Annotated in this window: 18 protein-coding genes and 1 rRNA gene; 11 read left to right on the top strand and 8 right to left on the bottom strand. The window is 60.0% G+C overall.

Going from position 1 to position 17,272, the window contains the following annotated elements; all coding sequences use genetic code 11:
* A 5S ribosomal RNA gene (gene rrf / locus CKW07_RS14675) occupies nucleotides 1–103 on the top strand; the annotation flags it as partial.
* Between the two features lie 131 nt (nucleotides 104–234).
* Here rrf and CKW07_RS14680 read toward each other — a convergent pair.
* The 4 genes from CKW07_RS14680 to potE form a co-directional block, all read right to left on the bottom strand.
* Complete coding sequence (locus CKW07_RS14680) at nucleotides 235–723, bottom strand: copper chaperone PCu(A)C (protein ID WP_095145536.1); 489 nt, start codon at nucleotides 721–723, stop codon at nucleotides 235–237.
* Nucleotides 723–1,328: an SCO family protein gene (locus tag CKW07_RS14685; RefSeq protein ID WP_095145537.1), complete on the bottom strand. Its 606-nt coding sequence runs from the start codon at nucleotides 1,326–1,328 to the stop codon at nucleotides 723–725. The genes CKW07_RS14680 and CKW07_RS14685 overlap by 1 nt, the downstream gene beginning before the upstream one ends.
* Nucleotides 1,329–1,468: 140 nt before the next feature.
* On the bottom strand, nucleotides 1,469–2,374 hold the full coding sequence (locus tag CKW07_RS14690) for an amino acid ABC transporter substrate-binding protein (protein ID WP_095145538.1): 906 nt from the start codon (nucleotides 2,372–2,374) through the stop codon (nucleotides 1,469–1,471).
* 43 nt (nucleotides 2,375–2,417) lie between these two features.
* The gene (gene potE, locus CKW07_RS14695; RefSeq protein WP_095145539.1) at nucleotides 2,418–3,758 is read right to left on the bottom strand and encodes a putrescine-ornithine antiporter; all 1,341 of its coding nucleotides are present in this window, start codon (nucleotides 3,756–3,758) and stop codon (nucleotides 2,418–2,420) included.
* 313 nt (nucleotides 3,759–4,071) lie between these two features.
* Here potE and CKW07_RS14700 point away from each other — a divergent pair, with 313 nt between their 5' ends.
* From CKW07_RS14700 to CKW07_RS14715, 4 genes are all read left to right on the top strand, one after another.
* Complete coding sequence (locus CKW07_RS14700) at nucleotides 4,072–5,676, top strand: tetratricopeptide repeat-containing response regulator (protein ID WP_095145540.1); 1,605 nt, start codon at nucleotides 4,072–4,074, stop codon at nucleotides 5,674–5,676.
* On the top strand, nucleotides 5,673–6,365 hold the full coding sequence (locus tag CKW07_RS14705) for a sensor histidine kinase KdpD (RefSeq protein ID WP_095145541.1): 693 nt from the start codon (nucleotides 5,673–5,675) through the stop codon (nucleotides 6,363–6,365). Before CKW07_RS14700 ends, CKW07_RS14705 begins: the two co-directional genes overlap by 4 nt.
* A 199-nt stretch (nucleotides 6,366–6,564) precedes the next feature.
* Complete coding sequence (locus tag CKW07_RS14710; protein WP_176465328.1) at nucleotides 6,565–7,806, top strand: glutamine synthetase family protein; 1,242 nt, start codon at nucleotides 6,565–6,567, stop codon at nucleotides 7,804–7,806.
* A gap of 71 nt (nucleotides 7,807–7,877) precedes the next feature.
* Nucleotides 7,878–9,263 (top strand): MFS transporter, encoded by a 1,386-nt coding sequence (locus tag CKW07_RS14715; RefSeq protein ID WP_095145543.1) that lies wholly within the window; start codon nucleotides 7,878–7,880, stop codon nucleotides 9,261–9,263.
* A 57-nt stretch (nucleotides 9,264–9,320) separates the two neighbouring features.
* Here the strand turns inward: CKW07_RS14715 and CKW07_RS14720 are convergent, their stop codons facing one another.
* The 4 genes from CKW07_RS14720 to flgA form a co-directional block, all read right to left on the bottom strand.
* The gene (locus CKW07_RS14720) at nucleotides 9,321–10,067 is read right to left on the bottom strand and encodes a flagellar brake protein (RefSeq protein WP_095145544.1); all 747 of its coding nucleotides are present in this window, start codon (nucleotides 10,065–10,067) and stop codon (nucleotides 9,321–9,323) included.
* A gap of 94 nt (nucleotides 10,068–10,161) precedes the next feature.
* Entirely contained in the window at nucleotides 10,162–10,629 is a 468-nt protein-coding gene (locus CKW07_RS14725) for a flagella synthesis protein FlgN (RefSeq protein WP_095145545.1), read from the bottom strand.
* Nucleotides 10,630–10,678: 49 nt separating this feature from the next.
* Nucleotides 10,679–11,005 carry a flagellar biosynthesis anti-sigma factor FlgM gene (gene flgM, locus CKW07_RS14730; protein WP_095145546.1) on the bottom strand — a complete coding sequence of 109 codons (327 nt, stop codon included), beginning with the start codon at nucleotides 11,003–11,005 and terminating at the stop codon, nucleotides 10,679–10,681.
* 151 nt (nucleotides 11,006–11,156) lie between these two features.
* On the bottom strand, nucleotides 11,157–11,918 hold the full coding sequence (flgA, locus tag CKW07_RS14735; RefSeq protein ID WP_095145547.1) for a flagellar basal body P-ring formation chaperone FlgA: 762 nt from the start codon (nucleotides 11,916–11,918) through the stop codon (nucleotides 11,157–11,159).
* Nucleotides 11,919–11,999: 81 nt separating this feature from the next.
* Between flgA and CKW07_RS14740 the strand changes: the two genes are divergently transcribed.
* The 6 genes from CKW07_RS14740 to flgE all read left to right on the top strand — a co-directional run bounded on the left by CKW07_RS14740 (nucleotide 12,000) and on the right by flgE (nucleotide 17,229).
* Complete coding sequence (locus CKW07_RS14740) at nucleotides 12,000–12,932, top strand: chemotaxis protein CheV (RefSeq protein ID WP_095145548.1); 933 nt, start codon at nucleotides 12,000–12,002, stop codon at nucleotides 12,930–12,932.
* A gap of 45 nt (nucleotides 12,933–12,977) precedes the next feature.
* The gene (cheR, locus tag CKW07_RS14745) at nucleotides 12,978–13,805 is read left to right on the top strand and encodes a protein-glutamate O-methyltransferase CheR (RefSeq protein ID WP_095145549.1); all 828 of its coding nucleotides are present in this window, start codon (nucleotides 12,978–12,980) and stop codon (nucleotides 13,803–13,805) included.
* A 445-nt stretch (nucleotides 13,806–14,250) separates the two neighbouring features.
* Nucleotides 14,251–14,658, top strand: a complete 408-nt coding sequence (flgB, locus tag CKW07_RS14750) for a flagellar basal body rod protein FlgB (protein ID WP_095145550.1) — start codon at nucleotides 14,251–14,253, stop codon at nucleotides 14,656–14,658.
* 3 nt (nucleotides 14,659–14,661) lie between these two features.
* Nucleotides 14,662–15,105, top strand: a complete 444-nt coding sequence (gene flgC / locus CKW07_RS14755) for a flagellar basal body rod protein FlgC (protein WP_095145551.1) — start codon at nucleotides 14,662–14,664, stop codon at nucleotides 15,103–15,105.
* Between the two features lie 15 nt (nucleotides 15,106–15,120).
* A complete protein-coding gene (gene flgD / locus CKW07_RS14760; RefSeq protein WP_095145552.1) occupies nucleotides 15,121–15,846 on the top strand; it encodes a flagellar hook assembly protein FlgD in 726 nt (241 codons plus the stop codon).
* A gap of 30 nt (nucleotides 15,847–15,876) precedes the next feature.
* Nucleotides 15,877–17,229 carry a flagellar hook protein FlgE gene (gene flgE, locus CKW07_RS14765; RefSeq protein ID WP_095145553.1) on the top strand — a complete coding sequence of 451 codons (1,353 nt, stop codon included), beginning with the start codon at nucleotides 15,877–15,879 and terminating at the stop codon, nucleotides 17,227–17,229.
* The last annotated feature ends 43 nt before the right edge of the window (nucleotides 17,230–17,272 follow it).

Raw genomic sequence — 17,272 nt, forward strand, 5'->3', positions numbered from 1 at the left:
GAGCATTGGAACCACCTGATCCCATCCCGAACTCAGCAGTGAAACGATGCATCGCCGATGGTAGTGTGGGGTTTCCCCATGTGAGAGTAGGTCATCGTCAAGATTAAATTCCGAAACCCCTATCTGCATCTGCAGGTAGGGGTTTTGTTTTTGTGCGCGAAAAAGTTTCAGCCAAAACAAAGGGCCCTATGAGGGCCCTTGTTTGTACCAAGGTTGTGTTCGAGCCTTGAGCAATCAATGCATCATGCTGTGATCTGCCATGTTCAGTGCCCGCGCCTGGGCCTCGACCGTGATCGACTCTTTCTCGCCTTTGGCATTCTCGACCGTCAGGGTCAGCGGCACCTTGTCGCCTTCTTTGACCTGGGCAACCAGATCGATAAGCATCACGTGATAGCCGTGCGGGTCCAGCGAGACGGCTTTGCCGGCAGGCAATGCCACGAACGCCACCGGTTGCATTCTCATCACGTCGTTCTTCATGGTCGACTGGTGGATCTGCACGGTTTTAGCCACCGGCGACGCGACACTCAGCAGCTTGCTGTCGTCGCTTGCGGTGATGGTCATAAAGGCTCCGCTCGCTTGTTGTCCCGCGACGGTTGCGCGAACCCAGGCGTCGTCAACCTGGGTCTGGGCCGAAACCTGGCAGGCCAGCCCCAGCAGGGAAAGCCCGAGCAGGGCATGTTTGACGCGCTGGGTGATGCCGGTTTTATTGGCCGTTGAGTTCATTAGCAAACCTCCATGACGGTGAGCAAATCTTCCGCGCACTCTTGCGCGGTAAGTGAGTGGGACAAGCCAAGGCGCAACGTTCCCCTGGAGTCATAGACATAACTCGTGGCGGTGTGCGAAAGGGTATAGGTGGACCCACTGGGTATTTTTTCGTAGAACACATCGAACTCTTTGGCGGTGGCGGCCGTTTCCTCCAGCGTCCCGTAAAGCGCGACAAATGAAGGGTCGAAGGTTTTGACGTAGGCATCCAGTACGTCCGGCGTATCACGCTCGGGGTCCAGGGTGATGAAGATCACCTGCAGGCGGTCGCCATCCTTGCCCATCAACTTCTTGGCCTGTACTGCGCGAGCCAGGGTCGTGGGGCAGATTGCCGGGCATTGGGTGAAGCCGAAGAACACCATCGGCATCAGGCCGCGAAAGCTGGAGAGCGTTCTTGTGTTGCCCTCGGTATCTTTCAACTTGAAGGTACGCCCAAGGATCTTGTCGCTCAGGTCCTTGCCGTACTTGTAGGACAGCTGGCCTCGACTGTCGCAACCGCTGAGGAGGCCAAGGCCCAGCAGACCCATACCTGCAATCACCTTTCGGCGAGTCAAATCAACACTCATCTAGTACCGCCCTTTGAATGGCCCGACGGTCCTGAGATCTGTCGAGGCGTGTCATCTTCAAATTGCGACATGGTATCAAAATGACGGTGATCAATAGCTTGCTAATGGACGATAGGTCACACGTTTACCGTCGACGGGTACTAAGGCAATGCATAAATTTTGAACAGCTTCTTCACCGTATCGCTGGCTCCCCCCAAGTACTTGGCATACGCCTGTTCCATCGCTCCCGAGCGGTAGGCTTCGCTGAGTGCGGTATCGACCAGCAGGCGCAGGTCCTCATTACCGCGCTCCATGACCATCGAGGCCGGTGCGTATTCGTAGATGCGGTCAAGCACCATCAGGTTGCCGTCGGGATAGTCTGCCGCCAGCTGGTTCTTGAGCAGCATACGCTCGGCGAAGAAAGCGGCAACCTTGCCATCGGCCACTTGCTTGAGCCCTTCGTGGCTGTTCTCGACCGTGACCAGGGTGGTAATGACACCCAGGGTGCGCATCTGCCCACGAATCCACTGTTCGGTGACACCGCCTGCCGGTGCGGCAAAGGTCTGGTTGGACAGGCCGCGGTTGAGGGTTGCGCGCCAGGTCGGGCCGGTATGGGCCTCTTGGCCGTTGAGCACATTGAGCAACGCAGGCGGCGCGTCCTGGCGGACCACGGCCGAGAGACCGGCGGTGTAGATCGGCACGGAAAAACTCACGCTTTTGCGTCGTTCGAGACTTTGCGGGGTGGGTGTGCAGAGGATGTCGATCTTTCCTGAGCGCACGGCACTGATTTCATCGGCCTGCCTGACCGCCTGATAGCGCACCTGCAGCGCGGGCAGCGCTAGTTCGGCCTTGAATTTGTCGACGACGGTCTGGCACAGGTCGATGGCAAAGCCTTTGGCCTTGTCACCGTCCTGGGTGCTGAAGGGCGCAAAGTCATTCAGGTAACCGAGGGTGAGGCTGTTGCTGGCCCGCACCCGCTCCAGGGTATCGGCCCGGGTCGTGATGGGCAGCAGCACGAGCATGCAGGCAAGCAGCATGGGGGTAAGGGGTGGCCTCTTCATGTTCATGTTTTTCCCGTGATCAGTTGTCGTGCCGTCCTGATGGGCGCCACTAAGCGTCCCCAACCTCGCTCAGGGGCGGCGGCGGGGTGCCGACAAAGCGCTTGGCAATGGAGGCATAGAGCAGGTAGCCGATCACCAACACCAGGGTGCCGCCGAACACGGCCTCCATGCCACAAGAGTAAAGGGCATAAAACGAGTACGTCAGCGCCACCAGCAACACCAGGCTGTTGCGTACATACACCGAGGCACTGACCTTGGCCTTGTACATGATCACCAGCAGGCCTGTCAGGGCGGTGACGTAGGGCACCAGGTTGGTCACCGCGGCCAGGCTCACCAGTTTGCTGAACTGGGCACTGGCATTGGGTGAAATGGTTGAGAGTGCCATCAGCGTCTGCAGTACGGCGCACACCGCCATGCCGATGATCGGTGCGTTCATTGCCGTGACCTTGCTGAAAAAGTTGGGGAACATGCCCTGGTCGGCGGCCATCTTTGCCGTTTGTGCCAGGGTGAACTGCCAGCCCAGCAGTGAGCCGATGCAGGCCATGACGGCCAGCACCATGATGATGTTGCCGATCATGGGGGTGAACATCCGGGCATAGACGAGGGCGAAGGGCGCGGAGGAGTTGGCCAGCTCCGCATTGGGAATGATGCCCTGGATGACGGTGGTCGACAGCACATAGATCACGGCGGCACCCAGTGTCCCGAACAGGCAGGCCAGGGGCACCGTGCGCTTGGGGTTTTCCACCGCATCGATGGCTTGAGCGGCGGATTCCATGCCCAGGAACGCCCACAGGGTCAAGGGAATGGTCCTGCTGACGGCCTCGGAGATCGGCAAGTTGTTCGGGTTCCAGGCGGCCGTCAGTACCTCGGGCTTGAACCAGAACCAACCGATGATACACAGGCCCGCCACTGGAATGATCACCCCCCAGACCGTGATCGCGCCGATCCTGCCGGTAATGCCGGGGCCGCCAAAGTTGGCCAGGGTGGTTACCCAGATCAGGCCGATCGTGCCGATGAACAATGGGATGGCACCGCTGCCCAGCCATGGCAGGAACTCCGTCATGTAGCCCACGGCGGAAATCGCCACCGCCACGTTGGCGATGGCCAGCGACAGGAAGTAGAGGTAGGAGCACAGAAAGAAGCCCGACTTGCCATGGGCCTGTTCGGTGTACGCCGACATCCCGCCCGAACGAGGGCAAAATATCCCGCATTGGGCAAAGCAATAGGCGATGGCCATTGAGCCTATTGCGGTGAATACCCAGGACAGCAACGAGACGGCCCCAAGCTGGGCCATGTTGGTGGGCAGCATGATGATGCCCGAGCCCATCATGTTCACCGCCACCAGTGTGGTCAGCCCCGTGAGGCTCATTTTCTTGCCTGACTCAGCCATTGCTGACTCCTTGCCCGGTTCAAGGCATTGACCATGAGTCCGGCGCAATACGACGGGCCATTGGCAGTCTGCGATCGAGGGGGGATCAACACCCGCAGTACTGGGTATAGATCAAATTGGCCCGTCGTCATGCCATCGGCCATGGGATTTCCCGACAAATTCGTGATTGTTTGCCGACGCCTTCAAGGGAATGCCCATTGCGGCCGATAACCCGACGGGTCGTTGTCCTGCGCTGCGCCAAACCGGGCCGCGACATTGAGCTGGCTGTTGCATGTGTCTTTGGGTTCATCTTCTTAATTGCCTGGAATCTTCGATGCTGGCGTACCACCAAAAAAGTTTTTTGATCGTCGATGATTTCTCGGATTTCCGCAGTTCCGTCAGGTCGATGTTGCGTGAGCTGGGGGTCAAGGATGTCGACACGGCCGACACCGGCGAGGCCGCGCTGCGCATGTGTTCGCAAAAGCGCTACGACTTCATCCTGCAGGACTACCACCTGGGCGATGGCAAGAAAAACGGTCAGCAGGTACTCGAAGACCTGATGGTCGATAAGCTGATCAGCCACGAAAGTGTGTTCCTCATGGTCACCGCCGAGAGTAGCCAGGCGATGGTGCTCAGCGCCCTTGAACATGAGCCGGATGCCTACCTGACCAAGCCGTTCAACCGCGCCGGGCTTGCCCAGCGGCTGGAGCGGCTGGAGCAGCGCAAGACCTTGCTCAAGCCGATCATGCAGGCGCTGGATCGGGGCAAGCCGGTCGAGGTGCTGAACGCCTGCATTGCCCTGTGCAAGCAGGACCCGCGCTATTCGCCGCTGTGCCTGCGCTATCGTGCCGATGCGCTGCGCGACATGAACCAGAACGAGGCACTGGAGCGGCTGTACAACAGCATTCTGGCGGACCGCCCGCTGCCTTGGGCCTATGCCGGTCTGGGGCGATTACTGTTCAAGCGTGGTCAGCCCGGTCAGGCCAAGGCGCTGTACGAAAAGGCGCTGAAGGTGTTCCCGATGATGCCCGGGTTGTACGACGGACTGGCCGATGTGCTGGTGGCCCAGGGCGACACCAGGACGGCACAACGCGTACTGGAGGAGGCGGTTCGCCTTTCCCCCCTGGCGGTACGTCGACAGGCCCTGCTGGGCAAGCTGGCGATGACCAACGAAGACTTCGACACCTCCGCGCGCGCCTATCGCCAGGCGGTATCCCAAGGTGCGCAGTCGCGCTTCAAGGACCCGGAGAGCAACCTCGGCCTGGCGCACGCGCTGATCAGCAAGGGCAGCGAAAGAGGCCTGGATACCCGCACGCGCCTTGAGATCAACCAGACGTTGAGCGCGGTCGCCAAGGACAATCCCAATGACCCGGGCCTGCAGATCCGGGCCCGCCTGATGAAGGCCACCAGCCTGCTGATCAACGATGCGGAAACCGCGGACAAGCTCACCGAGCAAGCGATGATCCGCCTCGATGGCATGGAGCAGTTCATGAGCGCCGAAGCGGCGTTGCTGGTGGCCAAGCAGTTGAAGATGCTGGGGCAGGCTGAAGCCGGTAATTCGATGTTGAAAAACTGCGCGGAAATCTACGGTGACGACCCGGTGGTGATGCAGGGCATTGCCAAGCAGACCGACGACCCTGCGATTCTCAATTCCGGTACCGCGGCGGCCGACCTCAACCGGCAGGGCGTTCGCAGCTACAAGGCCGGTGCGCTGACCGAAGCCCGGGAATTGTTTCGCGGTGCGCTGCTGCTGCAACCGAAGAACATCAGCATCGCCCTCAACATGGCGCAGTCGCTGCTGCACGGGAGCACGGCCAGCCTTGACGCGACGCTACTGGACGAATGCCGTCGCTGCTTGAAGATGGTCGGCCTGATGCCCGAGAGTGACCTGCGGTATCCGCGTTATCAAAAGTTGCGAGACAAGGCGTTTGGCGAATGAATGAGAGTGAACCGGGGCTCGATTTTTCCACGGTGATTGCCTCCACCGTACACGACATGAAGAACTCCCTGGCCGTGCTGATGCAGGCGCATGGTCAGTGGCTGGCTCGCTTGCCAGAAGCGCAGCAGCAAAGCTGTGAGCAGGGCGTGATCGACTTCGAGTTCGCCCATCTCAACGGCATGCTGGTGCAGTTGCTGGGGCTCTACAAACTGGGCGTCAACCAGTTGCCATTGCGCCCGGACTACCATGAACTGGACGATTTCATCGAAGCGCAATTGGCCGCGCATCAAGAGGTGTTCAAGAGTCGCGGCATTCTGGTGACGTACGAGGTCGACCCCTTGAGCCCGCTCGGATTCTTTGATCGTGAGTTGATCGGCACGGTACTGGCCAACGCCATCAACAATGCCATCCGCTATGCCCGCAGTTCGCTGCTGATCAGTGTGGGCGAGGAAACCGGGCAGTTGGTGCTGACGATCAATGACGATGGCGAGGGCTACCCGGCCCGGATGATCGAGCGTCAGGCTGACTATGTGCAGGGCATCAATCCGGCCAGTGGCAGTACCGGGCTGGGTCTGTATTTCGCCGCGCGCATTGCCCGGCTGCACCAGCGCAATGGCGTGCAGGGGCGCACCGAGATCAGCAATGGCGGACCGCTGGGCGGCGGTCTGTTCAGCCTTTACCTGCCGTAGGCGCTTTATTCGTTGGGCCTGCTTGATATTCCGAACGGCTGAAGCCTATTTTGTACATGTCGCCGTTCGCGGCCCGCATTACAACAAGGATTGAGTCATGACGACCGATGGCCAGAGCTCACTCGCGCAGCGATTGACCGGCATTGATGAGATTGAGTGTGTCACGCCGGACCTCAATGGCGTGCCGCGCGGCAAGGTAATGACCGCTGAGGGCTTCCTCGAGGGGCGACGTTTGCAGATGGCGCGGGGCGTGCTGCTGCAATGCATCATGGGCGGTTACCCGCCCGCACGCTTTTACGGCAGTGACGACGGCGACCTGGCGCTCAACGCTGACCCGCAACAGATCCATCGTTTGCCCTGGAGCCAGCCGCCTCGTGCATTGGCCATCTGTGACGCCGACGAGTTGAGCGGTACAAGCTCGCAACTGTCCACTCGCGGCCAGTTGAAAGCAGTGATCGCCCGTTATGCTGCGCTCGGCCTGGCACCGGTGGTGGCGACCGAGATGGAGTTCTTCGTGTTTGCCCCCAACACTGACCCGACCCAGGCCTTCCAGCCGCCTGTCGGCCTGGATGGGCGCCGGGAGAACGGTCAGTCGGCCTTCAGCGTCTGTTCCAACAACGGCTTGCGGCCGTTTTTCACTGAAGTCTACGAATGCATGGCGGCGCTGGGGTTGCCGCGCGACACCTTTATGCACGAGATGGGCGTCAGCCAGTTCGAGATCAACCTGTTGCACGGCGATCCCTTGCTGCTGGCCGACCAGACCTTCCTGTTCAAGCACCTGCTCAAGGAAGTGGCGCTCAAGCACGGCTTGACCGTGGTGTGCATGGCCAAGCCGCTGCCGCATACGCCGGGCAGTTCGATGCACATTCACCAGAGCGTGGTCGAGATCGGGACCGGGCGCAACGTGTTCAGCGATGAGGCCGGGCAACCGACGGCCCGGTTCCGGCACTTCATTGGTGGCCAGCAGGCGGCCATGGCGGATTTCACGGCGCTGTTCGCGCCGAACGTGAACTCTTATCAGCGGCTGTGCCATCCTTACGCATCACCGAACAACGCCTGCTGGTCTCACGACAACCGGGCGGCCGGCTTGCGGATTCCGGCCAGCGCAGCGGTTGCACGACGGGTCGAGAACCGCCTGCCGGGTGCTGACGCCAACCCGTACCTGGCCATTGCCGCCAGTCTTGCGGCGGGCCTGCACGGTATTGAGAACCAGCTGGAGCCAACAGCGCCCATCCAGGGCGAATTTGAAGTGCCAGAAAGTTTGTCGCTGCCATGTACCTTGCATGCGGCTCTTGAGCGTCTGAAACGTAGCCAGTTGGCGAAGGAACTGTTCGGCAAGGAGTTCATCGAAGGCTACATCGCTTCGAAGACCATGGAGTTGACCAGCTTCCTTGATGAAATCACTCCCTGGGAGCGGCGCGTTTTAGCAGCCCAGGCATAACCGACCCGTCGCCGTCGGGCTATCGTTGACGGTAGCCCGACACTCACTGCAAGGAGCCGCCCGGAACGCCGATGCGCCAAATCTGGAAATCCTTTCGAGCGCTTTATTTCGCCTCGCTGATGATGTTGATCGGTTCGGGCTTACTCAGTACCTACCTGGCGCTGCGCCTCGCTGCGGACCATGTCGACGGTCTGTGGGTTGGTGCATTGATGGCCGCCAACTATTTCGGCCTGGTGCTGGGCGGAAAAATCGGTCACCGGCTGATTGCCCGGGTCGGGCACATACGGGCTTATTCGGCCTGTGCGGGGATCGTCGGCGCGGCGGTACTCGGTCACGGGTTGGTCGACTGGCTCCCGGCCTGGCTGATGCTGCGGGTGGTCGTGGGGCTGGGCATGATGTGCCAGTACATGGTCATCGAGAGCTGGCTGAACGAGCAGGCCGACGCCAAGCAGCGTGGCGTGGTGTTCAGCGGCTATATGATCGCCTCTTACCTGGGCCTGGTGTTGGGCCAGCTGATTCTGGTCATGCACCCGGCCCTGGGGCCGGAGTTGCTGATGCTGGTGGCGCTGTGTTTTGCCCTGTGCCTGGTGCCGGTGACCCTGACCCGGCGCATTCACCCGGCGCCCTTGCACCCAGCCCCCATGGAGCCACGCTTCTTCATGAAGCGGGTGCCGCAGTCGCTCAGCACGGTACTGGGGGCAGGGCTGATTGTCGGCTCGTTCTATGGTCTGGCACCGCTCTATGCCTCGCAGCAGGGCTTGTCCACCGAGCAGGTGGGTCTGTTCATGGGCAGCTGCATCTTTGCCGGCCTGGTGGTGCAGTGGCCGTTGGGCTGGTTGTCGGACCGCTATGATCGGGCACTGCTGATTCGCAGCTTTGCGATTTGCCTGGCGCTGGCGGCCTTGCCTCTGGCGATCATGCCGCAGGTGCCGCTTGAGGTGCTGTTCATCGCCGGCTTCGCCTGCTCGCTCGTGCAGTTCTGCTTGTATCCGCTGGCGGTGGCGTTTTCCAACGACCACGTCGAGGGCGATCGCCGGGTGTCGCTGACGGCCATGCTGTTGATGACTTACGGCGTAGGCGCGAGTATCGGGCCGCTGGTGGCCGGTGTGCTGATGAAGTATTTCGGCAGCCAGATGCTTTATGCGTTTTTCAGTTTCTTTGCCCTGGTCCTGGTGTGGCGAATTCGCCCGAAAGCGGTGACCAACCTGCATCAGGTCGATGATGCGCCGCTGCATCACGTTGCGATGCCCGATAACATGACCAGCTCACCCTTGGTGGCGGCGCTCGACCCGCGGGTGGATGAGCAGGTGGTGCAGGATCAGATGCAAAACGGTGCCAGCCCTGAGCCGGACCCTGAGTCCGGGGTACAACCGGATAGCCAGGCCGATGAGTCCGGCACCGACCCCGAGGATCCGCCGCCGGAGTATCCGTCAGGCCTGAGCGGGGCCAGGCCCTGAGGGCAAAAAAAACGGGCAGTCACCGTCAGGGACTGCCCGTTTTTTGATGCCGTCGGATCAGAAGTCGTCTTTGTCGAAGCGACGTGCCTCGCGCTGCAACTGATAGACAAAACGCTCGACCTGGCGCTGCACCAGACCGCTCATGTTGTGAAAACGCACGCCGGCGAAGGTGGTGTCGATTTTTTCTTCGTGATGCAGGTAACGCAGTTCTACCGGGGCCGTCATGCTGCCGAAGGGCAGGGCGGCGACAAAGCGCTCGTAGACCTGGCCCAGTTGCAGGCCGTTGGTGATGTTACCGTCAAAACGCAGCTTGCAGCCGGTTGCCGAAATGTCCAGCAACTTGCCGTTCAAGGGCGTCTTGAGTTTTTCGCCAGCCAGTTCGATGTTGACCAGTTGCGCCAGTTTCAAGGCGGCACGAAAGGCATTGCGACGCTGGTGGTACACCACCTCATCGGGCAGCGTGCCACGGTAACAGCGACCACCCGTGGATTCGTCGATGGTCAACGGGCCGTTGCTTTCCCAGGCAATACGTACGCCTTCGTGAAAGCCTTCGATGCGGAAAGGTTCGCCTGCCAGCAGGAAGCGCTCGCCATCGCGGGGGATCATTTCGTCCAGCGCGAGCATGTTGTTCTCGCGATCCACTTCGACCAGATAGCTCTGGAAACGCTGGCTGCGTTCATGGAACGTAATGATCAGGGGATCGTGGCTCTCTTGCAGCATTCGCAGATGACTGGCGATTTCCAAAGGGGTCGCGAGCACCTTTGGTGGCTGCGGAGCATCTTCCGCGTTTGAGGCGTTGAACACGGCTTTTCAATCTCCAGGCAGGATACGGTCACACGCAAGGCTAGCATTCTGCCGGCATGTTTGGCGCCTTCATAGGGCGCACTGAATGATGGGGTCAGGCCTGGCTGAGTGGGCGAGGCTTCACCAGCATGGCGGTTGATCCGCGAGCGTCGTAAAGGGTTGGAGACTCGCCTCCGTTGAGGATTTTCAACTGATGGGCGGTGCTGGCTTGTTGCACCTGGATCGAGCGGCCATTGCGCTCATTGGCGGCCTGGCAGTCTTTGAGCAGTTGATTGAGCACATCGCTTTGCGCCAACAGTTCCTGGCCAATGCGGGAGTGGGCGGCGAGTTGCTCCAGGCCGCTGCGGTCAGTCGGCAGGTTGAGGCTGGCCAGCACTTCGCTGCGCCGGCGGCCATGCTGCTCCAGCAGAATGATCAGGCCTTGCTTGCTGGCCAGAATGGTCTCCAGCAGCGGCATGTCGCGACCGTGCAGGGCAAGGGATTCTTGCTGCAGCAAATCCAGCAACTGTTGCGCTGGAGCAAAATCGTCGGTGATCAGTTGCAGTAAATTAGTATCGTGCATGGCTGGCCTTGGGTTTTTAGCGTCCAAAAGCCCTGGCGCCGGCCGTCGGCTAGCGCTGGGCTTCGAAGTTGAGCAGTTTGCTGGCGACGCGGTTGCTGTCGACTTTATAACTGCCATCGGCAATGGCGGCTTTCAACTCGGCCACGCGGGCCTTGTCGACGGCAGGCTCTTCGCGCAGCGTGTCCGTGATCTTCTGCAACTGCTGAGCCTCGTTGCTGAGGTGTACCGATTCCCCGCTCTGGCTGGCCCCGACCTGTTCGGTCTGGGTCGACAGCGGCGCGGTTCTGGCGGCTTCACCGGTTTCCTGGGGGGCGCCGGTACGCGAACTGCTCGTGAGCGTGGGTGCGCTGTTTATGCGGCTGAAATCAATGACCATGGTAAAAAAACCTCTGGGAATTTGGACGCTTGCCATGTTTTCGGCCAATCCCGAAAAAACTTTAGGCTCATTTATCCATGAGCGCGGGCGCGTCGGTATTTGCCCTGCGTGAGGCACAGTTTAGGGAATGGGTCGATTACGCGCCAGTGCTCTACATGGCGACTTCAACCTGGCCGGGCGCGGTCACTTGCGCTTTGATGACCCGTTGAGAGTTCAGGTTCTTGACCCGGATCTGCTCGTTCAAACCGCCATTGGCCAGTGCTTCGCCCGGCATCCGTACGCTGAGGGTTCCGCTGCGGGCGGTGATCACGACCTGGTCGCCCTTGCGCACGACTTCTGCCTGTTCCATGTGAACCAGGGTAATGACCTGGTCATTGACCATGGAACGGACAAGTTTTTGCCCGATCGCCTGATCCACGTTCGTCAGGTACCCCTGGTTGATCAGGCTGATGTCGCGCTCGCGCAGCATCACGTCGAAAGGCTCGATGATTCCAGCGCGCTTGAGGGGCCGGGTGGTGGTCACGACCTCGCGGAACAGGCGGACCTGGGCGGGGACGAAGACTGTCCAGGGGGAGGCGCCGTCACATCGCACCCGCACCGTGACGCGTCCCAACGGCTTGGCGGGGCTTTCCAGCGTCGCTGTCAATTCCTTGTCGCACATGGGCATGCGCAAGCGCGGGTCGAGTTGATTGACCTCGATTTCATAGCGGCCTTCGGTTTGACTGGTGGCCAGATAGTCTTCTACGGTGAATTCAAGAAAGCCCTGAGTGACGCCGATAAGTAGATCAGGCAAGGTAACCGGGTCGGCAAGGGCAGTGCTGCCAGCGTTGAAAACACACGCCGCCGCAACCATGCAGCGCCATCGGCGGCAGGTTGAGGTCAGGCGTCGGAATAATGTCGTGTTCACGTTCATGGCAGTTCAAAAGCAAGCGCCGTGCCGTTTAGTGATGAATGTGCGTCGCAACACACTTAGCGTTGGTGTAGGAGTCTGGGCATGGCTGGTGTAATGGATGCAGTAAACCAGCGCACGCAACTGGTAGGGCAGAATCGCCTGGAGCTGTTGTTGTTCCGTCTCGACGGCCCACAGCTCTACGGGATTAACGTTTTCAAGGTCCGGGAGGTGCTGCAATGCCCGAAACTGACCGTGATGCCCAAATCCAACCCTGTCGTGTGCGGTGTCGCCAATATTCGGGGGGCGACCATTCCGATTCTGGATCTGGCCATGGCCACCGGGTCGGGCGGGTTGAAGGATCAAAGTAATCCCTTTGTGATCATCACGGAGTACAACACCAAGACCCAGGGCTTCCTGGTGCGCTCGGTGGAGCGCATCGTCAACATGAACTGGGAGGAGATCCATCCGCCACCCAAGGGCACGGGGCGCGATCACTACCTGACCGCTGTGACTCGAGTCGACAATCAGTTAGTCGAAATCATCGACGTGGAGAAGGTGCTGGCGGAAGTGGCGCCCACACCGGAGGCGATTTCCGTCGGCGTGGTGGATGTCGAGACTCAGCACAAGGCGTTGTCCTTGCGAGTGCTGACGGTCGATGACTCGTCGGTGGCGCGCAAGCAGGTCTCGCGTTGCCTGCAGACGGTGGGGGTCGAGGTGGTCGCGTTGAACGACGGTCGCCAGGCGCTGGATTACCTGCGCAAGCTGGTCGAGGAAGGCAAGAAGCCGGAAGAAGAGTTTCTGATGATGATTTCCGACATCGAAATGCCTGAGATGGACGGCTACACCCTCACGGCCGAGATACGCAACGACCCTCGCATGCAAAAGCTTCATATCATCCTGCATACTTCGTTGTCGGGTGTGTTCAATCAGGCGATGGTCAAGAAAGTCGGTGCCGATGACTTCCTGGCCAAGTTTCGTCCTGATGACCTGGCATCCCGGGTAGTCGACCGGATCAAAGCAGCAGACATCAGCTAGGGGGCTTTGCCCCTGGCGGTCAACACGATTTAAGAGGCAGCATCATTGTCTACGGGTAATTTGGATTTTGAACAGTTCCGGGTCTTCCTGGAAAAAGCCTGTGGCATTTTGCTCGGTGAGAACAAGCAGTACCTGGTGTCGAGCCGTCTTAACAAGCTGATGGAACAGCAAGGCATCAAGTCCCTGGGGGAGCTGGTCCAGCGTATCCAGGGCCAGCCACGCAGTGGCCTGCGCGAAATGGTCGTGGACGCGATGACCACCAACGAAACCCTCTGGTTTCGTGACACCTACCCGTTTGAAGTCTTGAAGAACAAAGTCCTGCCCGAGGCCATCAAGGCCAGTCCCGGCCAGCGTCTGCGGATCTGGTCGGCCGCTTGTTCGTCGGGGCAGGAGCCGTACTCGTTGTCGATGTCGATCGATGAGTTCGAGCGCGTCAACATGGGCCAGTTGCGGATGGGGGTGCAGATTGTTGCCACCGATCTGTCCGGCACCATGCTGAACAACTGCAAGACCGGCGAGTACGACAGCCTGGCCATTGGCCGTGGGCTGTCGCCCGAGCGCCTGCAGCGCTACTTCGATCCGAAAGGGCCGGGGCGCTGGGCGGTCAAGGCGCCGATCAAGAGCCGGGTGGAGTTTCGCTCGTTCAACCTGCTCGACAGCTACGTCAGCCTGGGCAAGTTCGACATCGTGTTCTGCCGCAACGTGTTGATCTACTTCTCCGCCGAAGTGAAGAAGGACATCCTGTTGCGCATTCACAGCACGCTCAAGCCGGGGGGCTACCTGTTCCTGGGGGCCTCCGAGGCACTGAACGGTTTGCCGGATCACTACCAGATGGTCCAGTGCAGTCCGGGAATCATCTACCAGGCCAAGTGATGGTCGGGTGACAAAAGCGGGAGTCCTCAGGGGCCAATGCCAGTCAGTTAAGCGAACGTCGACCTTTGTAGGAGCGAGCGTGCTCGCGATGGACATTAACGATAACGCGTGTTTTCTGATTAAACGCGTTGCTCTTGAGTTCATCGCGAGCCCGCTCGCTCCTACACATTCGACCTCATCTTCTTAACTGATCGGCATTAGTCAGGGACTCCCTTTTTTTGCCCGATACAGGCTTCTGGACGGTCGCGCACACCGGGTGTGCTGTTGAGGCGGTGCGCTGTTCAGGGCGGCAGAAAAGCGGCAGGTGACGGAAATCGATTGCCGCTTTTCTGGCATTGCCGCGTTGCCGCCGCTGGCAAAGCCCCTATTTACGGGGTTTTACCAGCTGGCACGGGGCTTGCTAAGTACCTGGTACGAAAAATCAGGTCACCCAAAGGTTTCCGACATGAGCATCAGCTTCGATAAAGCGCTCGGTATCCACCAGCAAGCCCTGGGCTTCCGCGCCCAGCGTGCCGAAGTGCTGGCCAACAACATTGCCAACGCCGACACCCCGAACTACAAGGCTCGGGACCTGGACTTCTCGGCCGTCCTGGCCGCCGAGAACGACAAGCACAAGAACGGCACCTTTGCCTTGAACATGACCAACAGCCGTCATATCGAAGCGCAAGGCCTGAGCAGTGGTGACGAGACGTTGCTCTATCGCACACCGATGCAACCGTCGATTGACCAGAACACCGTGGATGCGCAGCTGGAACAATCCAACTACGCCGAAAACTCGGTGAACTTCCAGGCCAGCTTCACGCTGCTCAACAGCAAATTCAAAGGGCTGATCTCGGCCCTGCGCGGAGAGTAATCCATGTCCCTATCCAGTGTTTTCAATATTGCCGGTAGTGGCATGAGTGCCCAGACCACTCGCTTGAACACCGTGGCCAGTAACATCGCCAACGCCGAGACCGTCTCCTCGAGCATCGACCAGACCTACCGTGCCCGGCATCCGGTGTTCGCCACCATGTTCCAGGGCGGCCAGTCGGGCGGCAGCGACTCGTTGTTCCAGAGCCAGGAGGCCGCGGGCCAGGGCGTTCAGGTGCTGGGTGTGGTCGAAGACCAAAGCAACCTGGAAGCCCGCTACGAGCCGAACCATCCGGCGGCTGACGCCAAGGGTTATGTGTTCTACCCCAACGTCAACGTGGTCGAAGAAATGGCCGACATGATTTCCGCCAGCCGTTCGTTCCAGACCAACGCGGAAATGATGAACACCGCCAAAACCATGATGCAGAAGGTCCTGACCCTCGGTCAGTGATAAGGGGCAACTCAGATGAGTGTTACCGATACCACAAGCGGCCTGAGCCTCAAGGACATTCTTGCCAATTCCTCGAAGAAGACGTCCACCACCAACAATGATGGCCTGGCGGCCGCCACCAACAGCAAGACCGGCAAAAACGAACTGGGCAAGGATGCGTTCCTGCAATTGCTGGTGACCCAGCTCAAGAACCAGAATCCGCTGGATCCGCAGGACAACAGCGCATTCGTGGCGCAGTTGGCCCAGTTCAGCAGCCTGGAAGGCATCACCACGTTGAACACCTCGGTGAACAACATTTCCAGTGCGTTCGGTTCCTCGCAAGCCTTGCAGGCCTCATCGCTGGTGGGGCGCTCGGTCATCGTTCAAACCGGCTCGGCCTATGTCGACACCAGCAAGAGCATGACCGGCTCGGTGGTCGTGCCGGCTTCGGTGGCCTCGTCCACGGTGACCATCACCGACAAGGACGGCAAGGCGGTGAAAACCATCGACCTGGGTAGCCAGCCGCAGGGTAATGCCAGCTTCGTCTGGGACGGTACCAATGCGGCGGGCGAAAAAGTCGAGCCGGGTACCTACAGCTTCAAGGCCAGTGCACCGATCGACGACAAGCCTGTCGACCTGATCACTTACCTGCCTGCGACAGTCAACAGCGTGACCGTGAGCCAGACCGGCGGCGAGATGATGTTGAACCTCGCCAACATGGGCACCATCGCACTGTCCAAAGTACAAACTATCGGTCTATAGCGCCGGCTAACGCGGCACAAGGAGTGGAATATGGGTTTTAACGTCGGCCTCAGCGGCCTCTCTGCAGCCAACAAGCAGCTGGACGTTACCGGCAACAACATCGCCAACGTCGGCACCACCGGTTTCAAATCCTCGCGTGCGGAATTCGAAGACGTCTACTCGGCGACCAAGTTGGGTACCGGCAGCAAGAGCATTGGCAATGGCGTGCGCCTGGGCAACGTTTCCCAGCAATTCAGCCAGGGGGACGTGAGCAACACCGGCAACGTGCTGGACATGGCCATCCAGGGTTCGGGGTTCTTCGTGCTCAACGACAGCGGCTCGCTGACCTACACCCGTGCCGGTACCTTCAGGGTCGACAAGGACGGCTTCGTCACCAACAGCGCCGGTACCGCGCGCCTGCAAGGCTATGGCGTCGATGCCAATGGCAAGATCATCAACGGTGTGCTCAGCGACCTGAAAATCGACCAGTCGAACCTGGCGCCGAAAACCACCAGCACCATTTCTTCGAGCATCAACCTGAACTCGAGCAAGCCGAACATCGATCCGGCCGTGACGCCGTTCGACCCGAACAAGCTCGAGACCTACACCGAGATGTTCAGCACGCCGATCTATGACAGCCAGGGCAACCAGCACACCATGGACCAGTATGTGGTCAAGACCGGTGCCAATACCTGGCAGACCTACACCCTGGTGGACGGTCGTAATCCTGACGGCGGCGCCTACGTACCCGCCGGTACTGGTACACCGCCCGTGACGCCGAGTAATCAGGAACCGATGACAATGAACTTCGGTTCGGACGGCAAGCTGCTGAGTATCGTGCCGCCAGCCTCTGGCAGCCCGTACACGGTGAGCGGCACCTCGGTCGTCATGGGTGCGGGTGTCTGGACCCCCGGCACCGTCACCGACGGTGTGTGGGCGGCGAACGGGGCGGTGGGTAACGCCACCGGTATCAGCAACGACCTGACCAAGACCACCCAGTTCAACTCCGAGACGGTACGCAACCTGCCAACCCAGGACGGCTACGCCACGGGCCAGATCACCAACCTGAGCATCGACGGCACCGGCACGCTGTTCGCCAACTTCAGCAACAGCAAGTCCAAGGCCATCGGTCAGATCTCCCTGGCCAGCTTCAACAACGAGCAGGGCCTGCAGCCGGTAGGCGGTTCGGGCTGGAAGGAAACCTACGCGTCTGGTTTCGCCGCCTACGATACCGCTGAAACCGGTACCTTGGGCTCGGTGGTGTCCAACTCGCTGGAAGAGTCCAACGTCAACCTGACCAATGAGCTGGTGGACCTGATCAAGGGCCAGAGCAACTACCAGGCGAACGCCAAGACCATCTCGACCCAGAGCACCATCATGCAGACCATCATTCAGATGGCCTGATGCCGCCGGGCTGACCGCGCAACAGAAAAAGCCCCTCGTCGAG

It is taken from the genome of Pseudomonas sp. Irchel s3b6, from assembly GCF_900187415.1.
Classification (GTDB): Bacteria; Pseudomonadota; Gammaproteobacteria; order Pseudomonadales; family Pseudomonadaceae; genus Aquipseudomonas.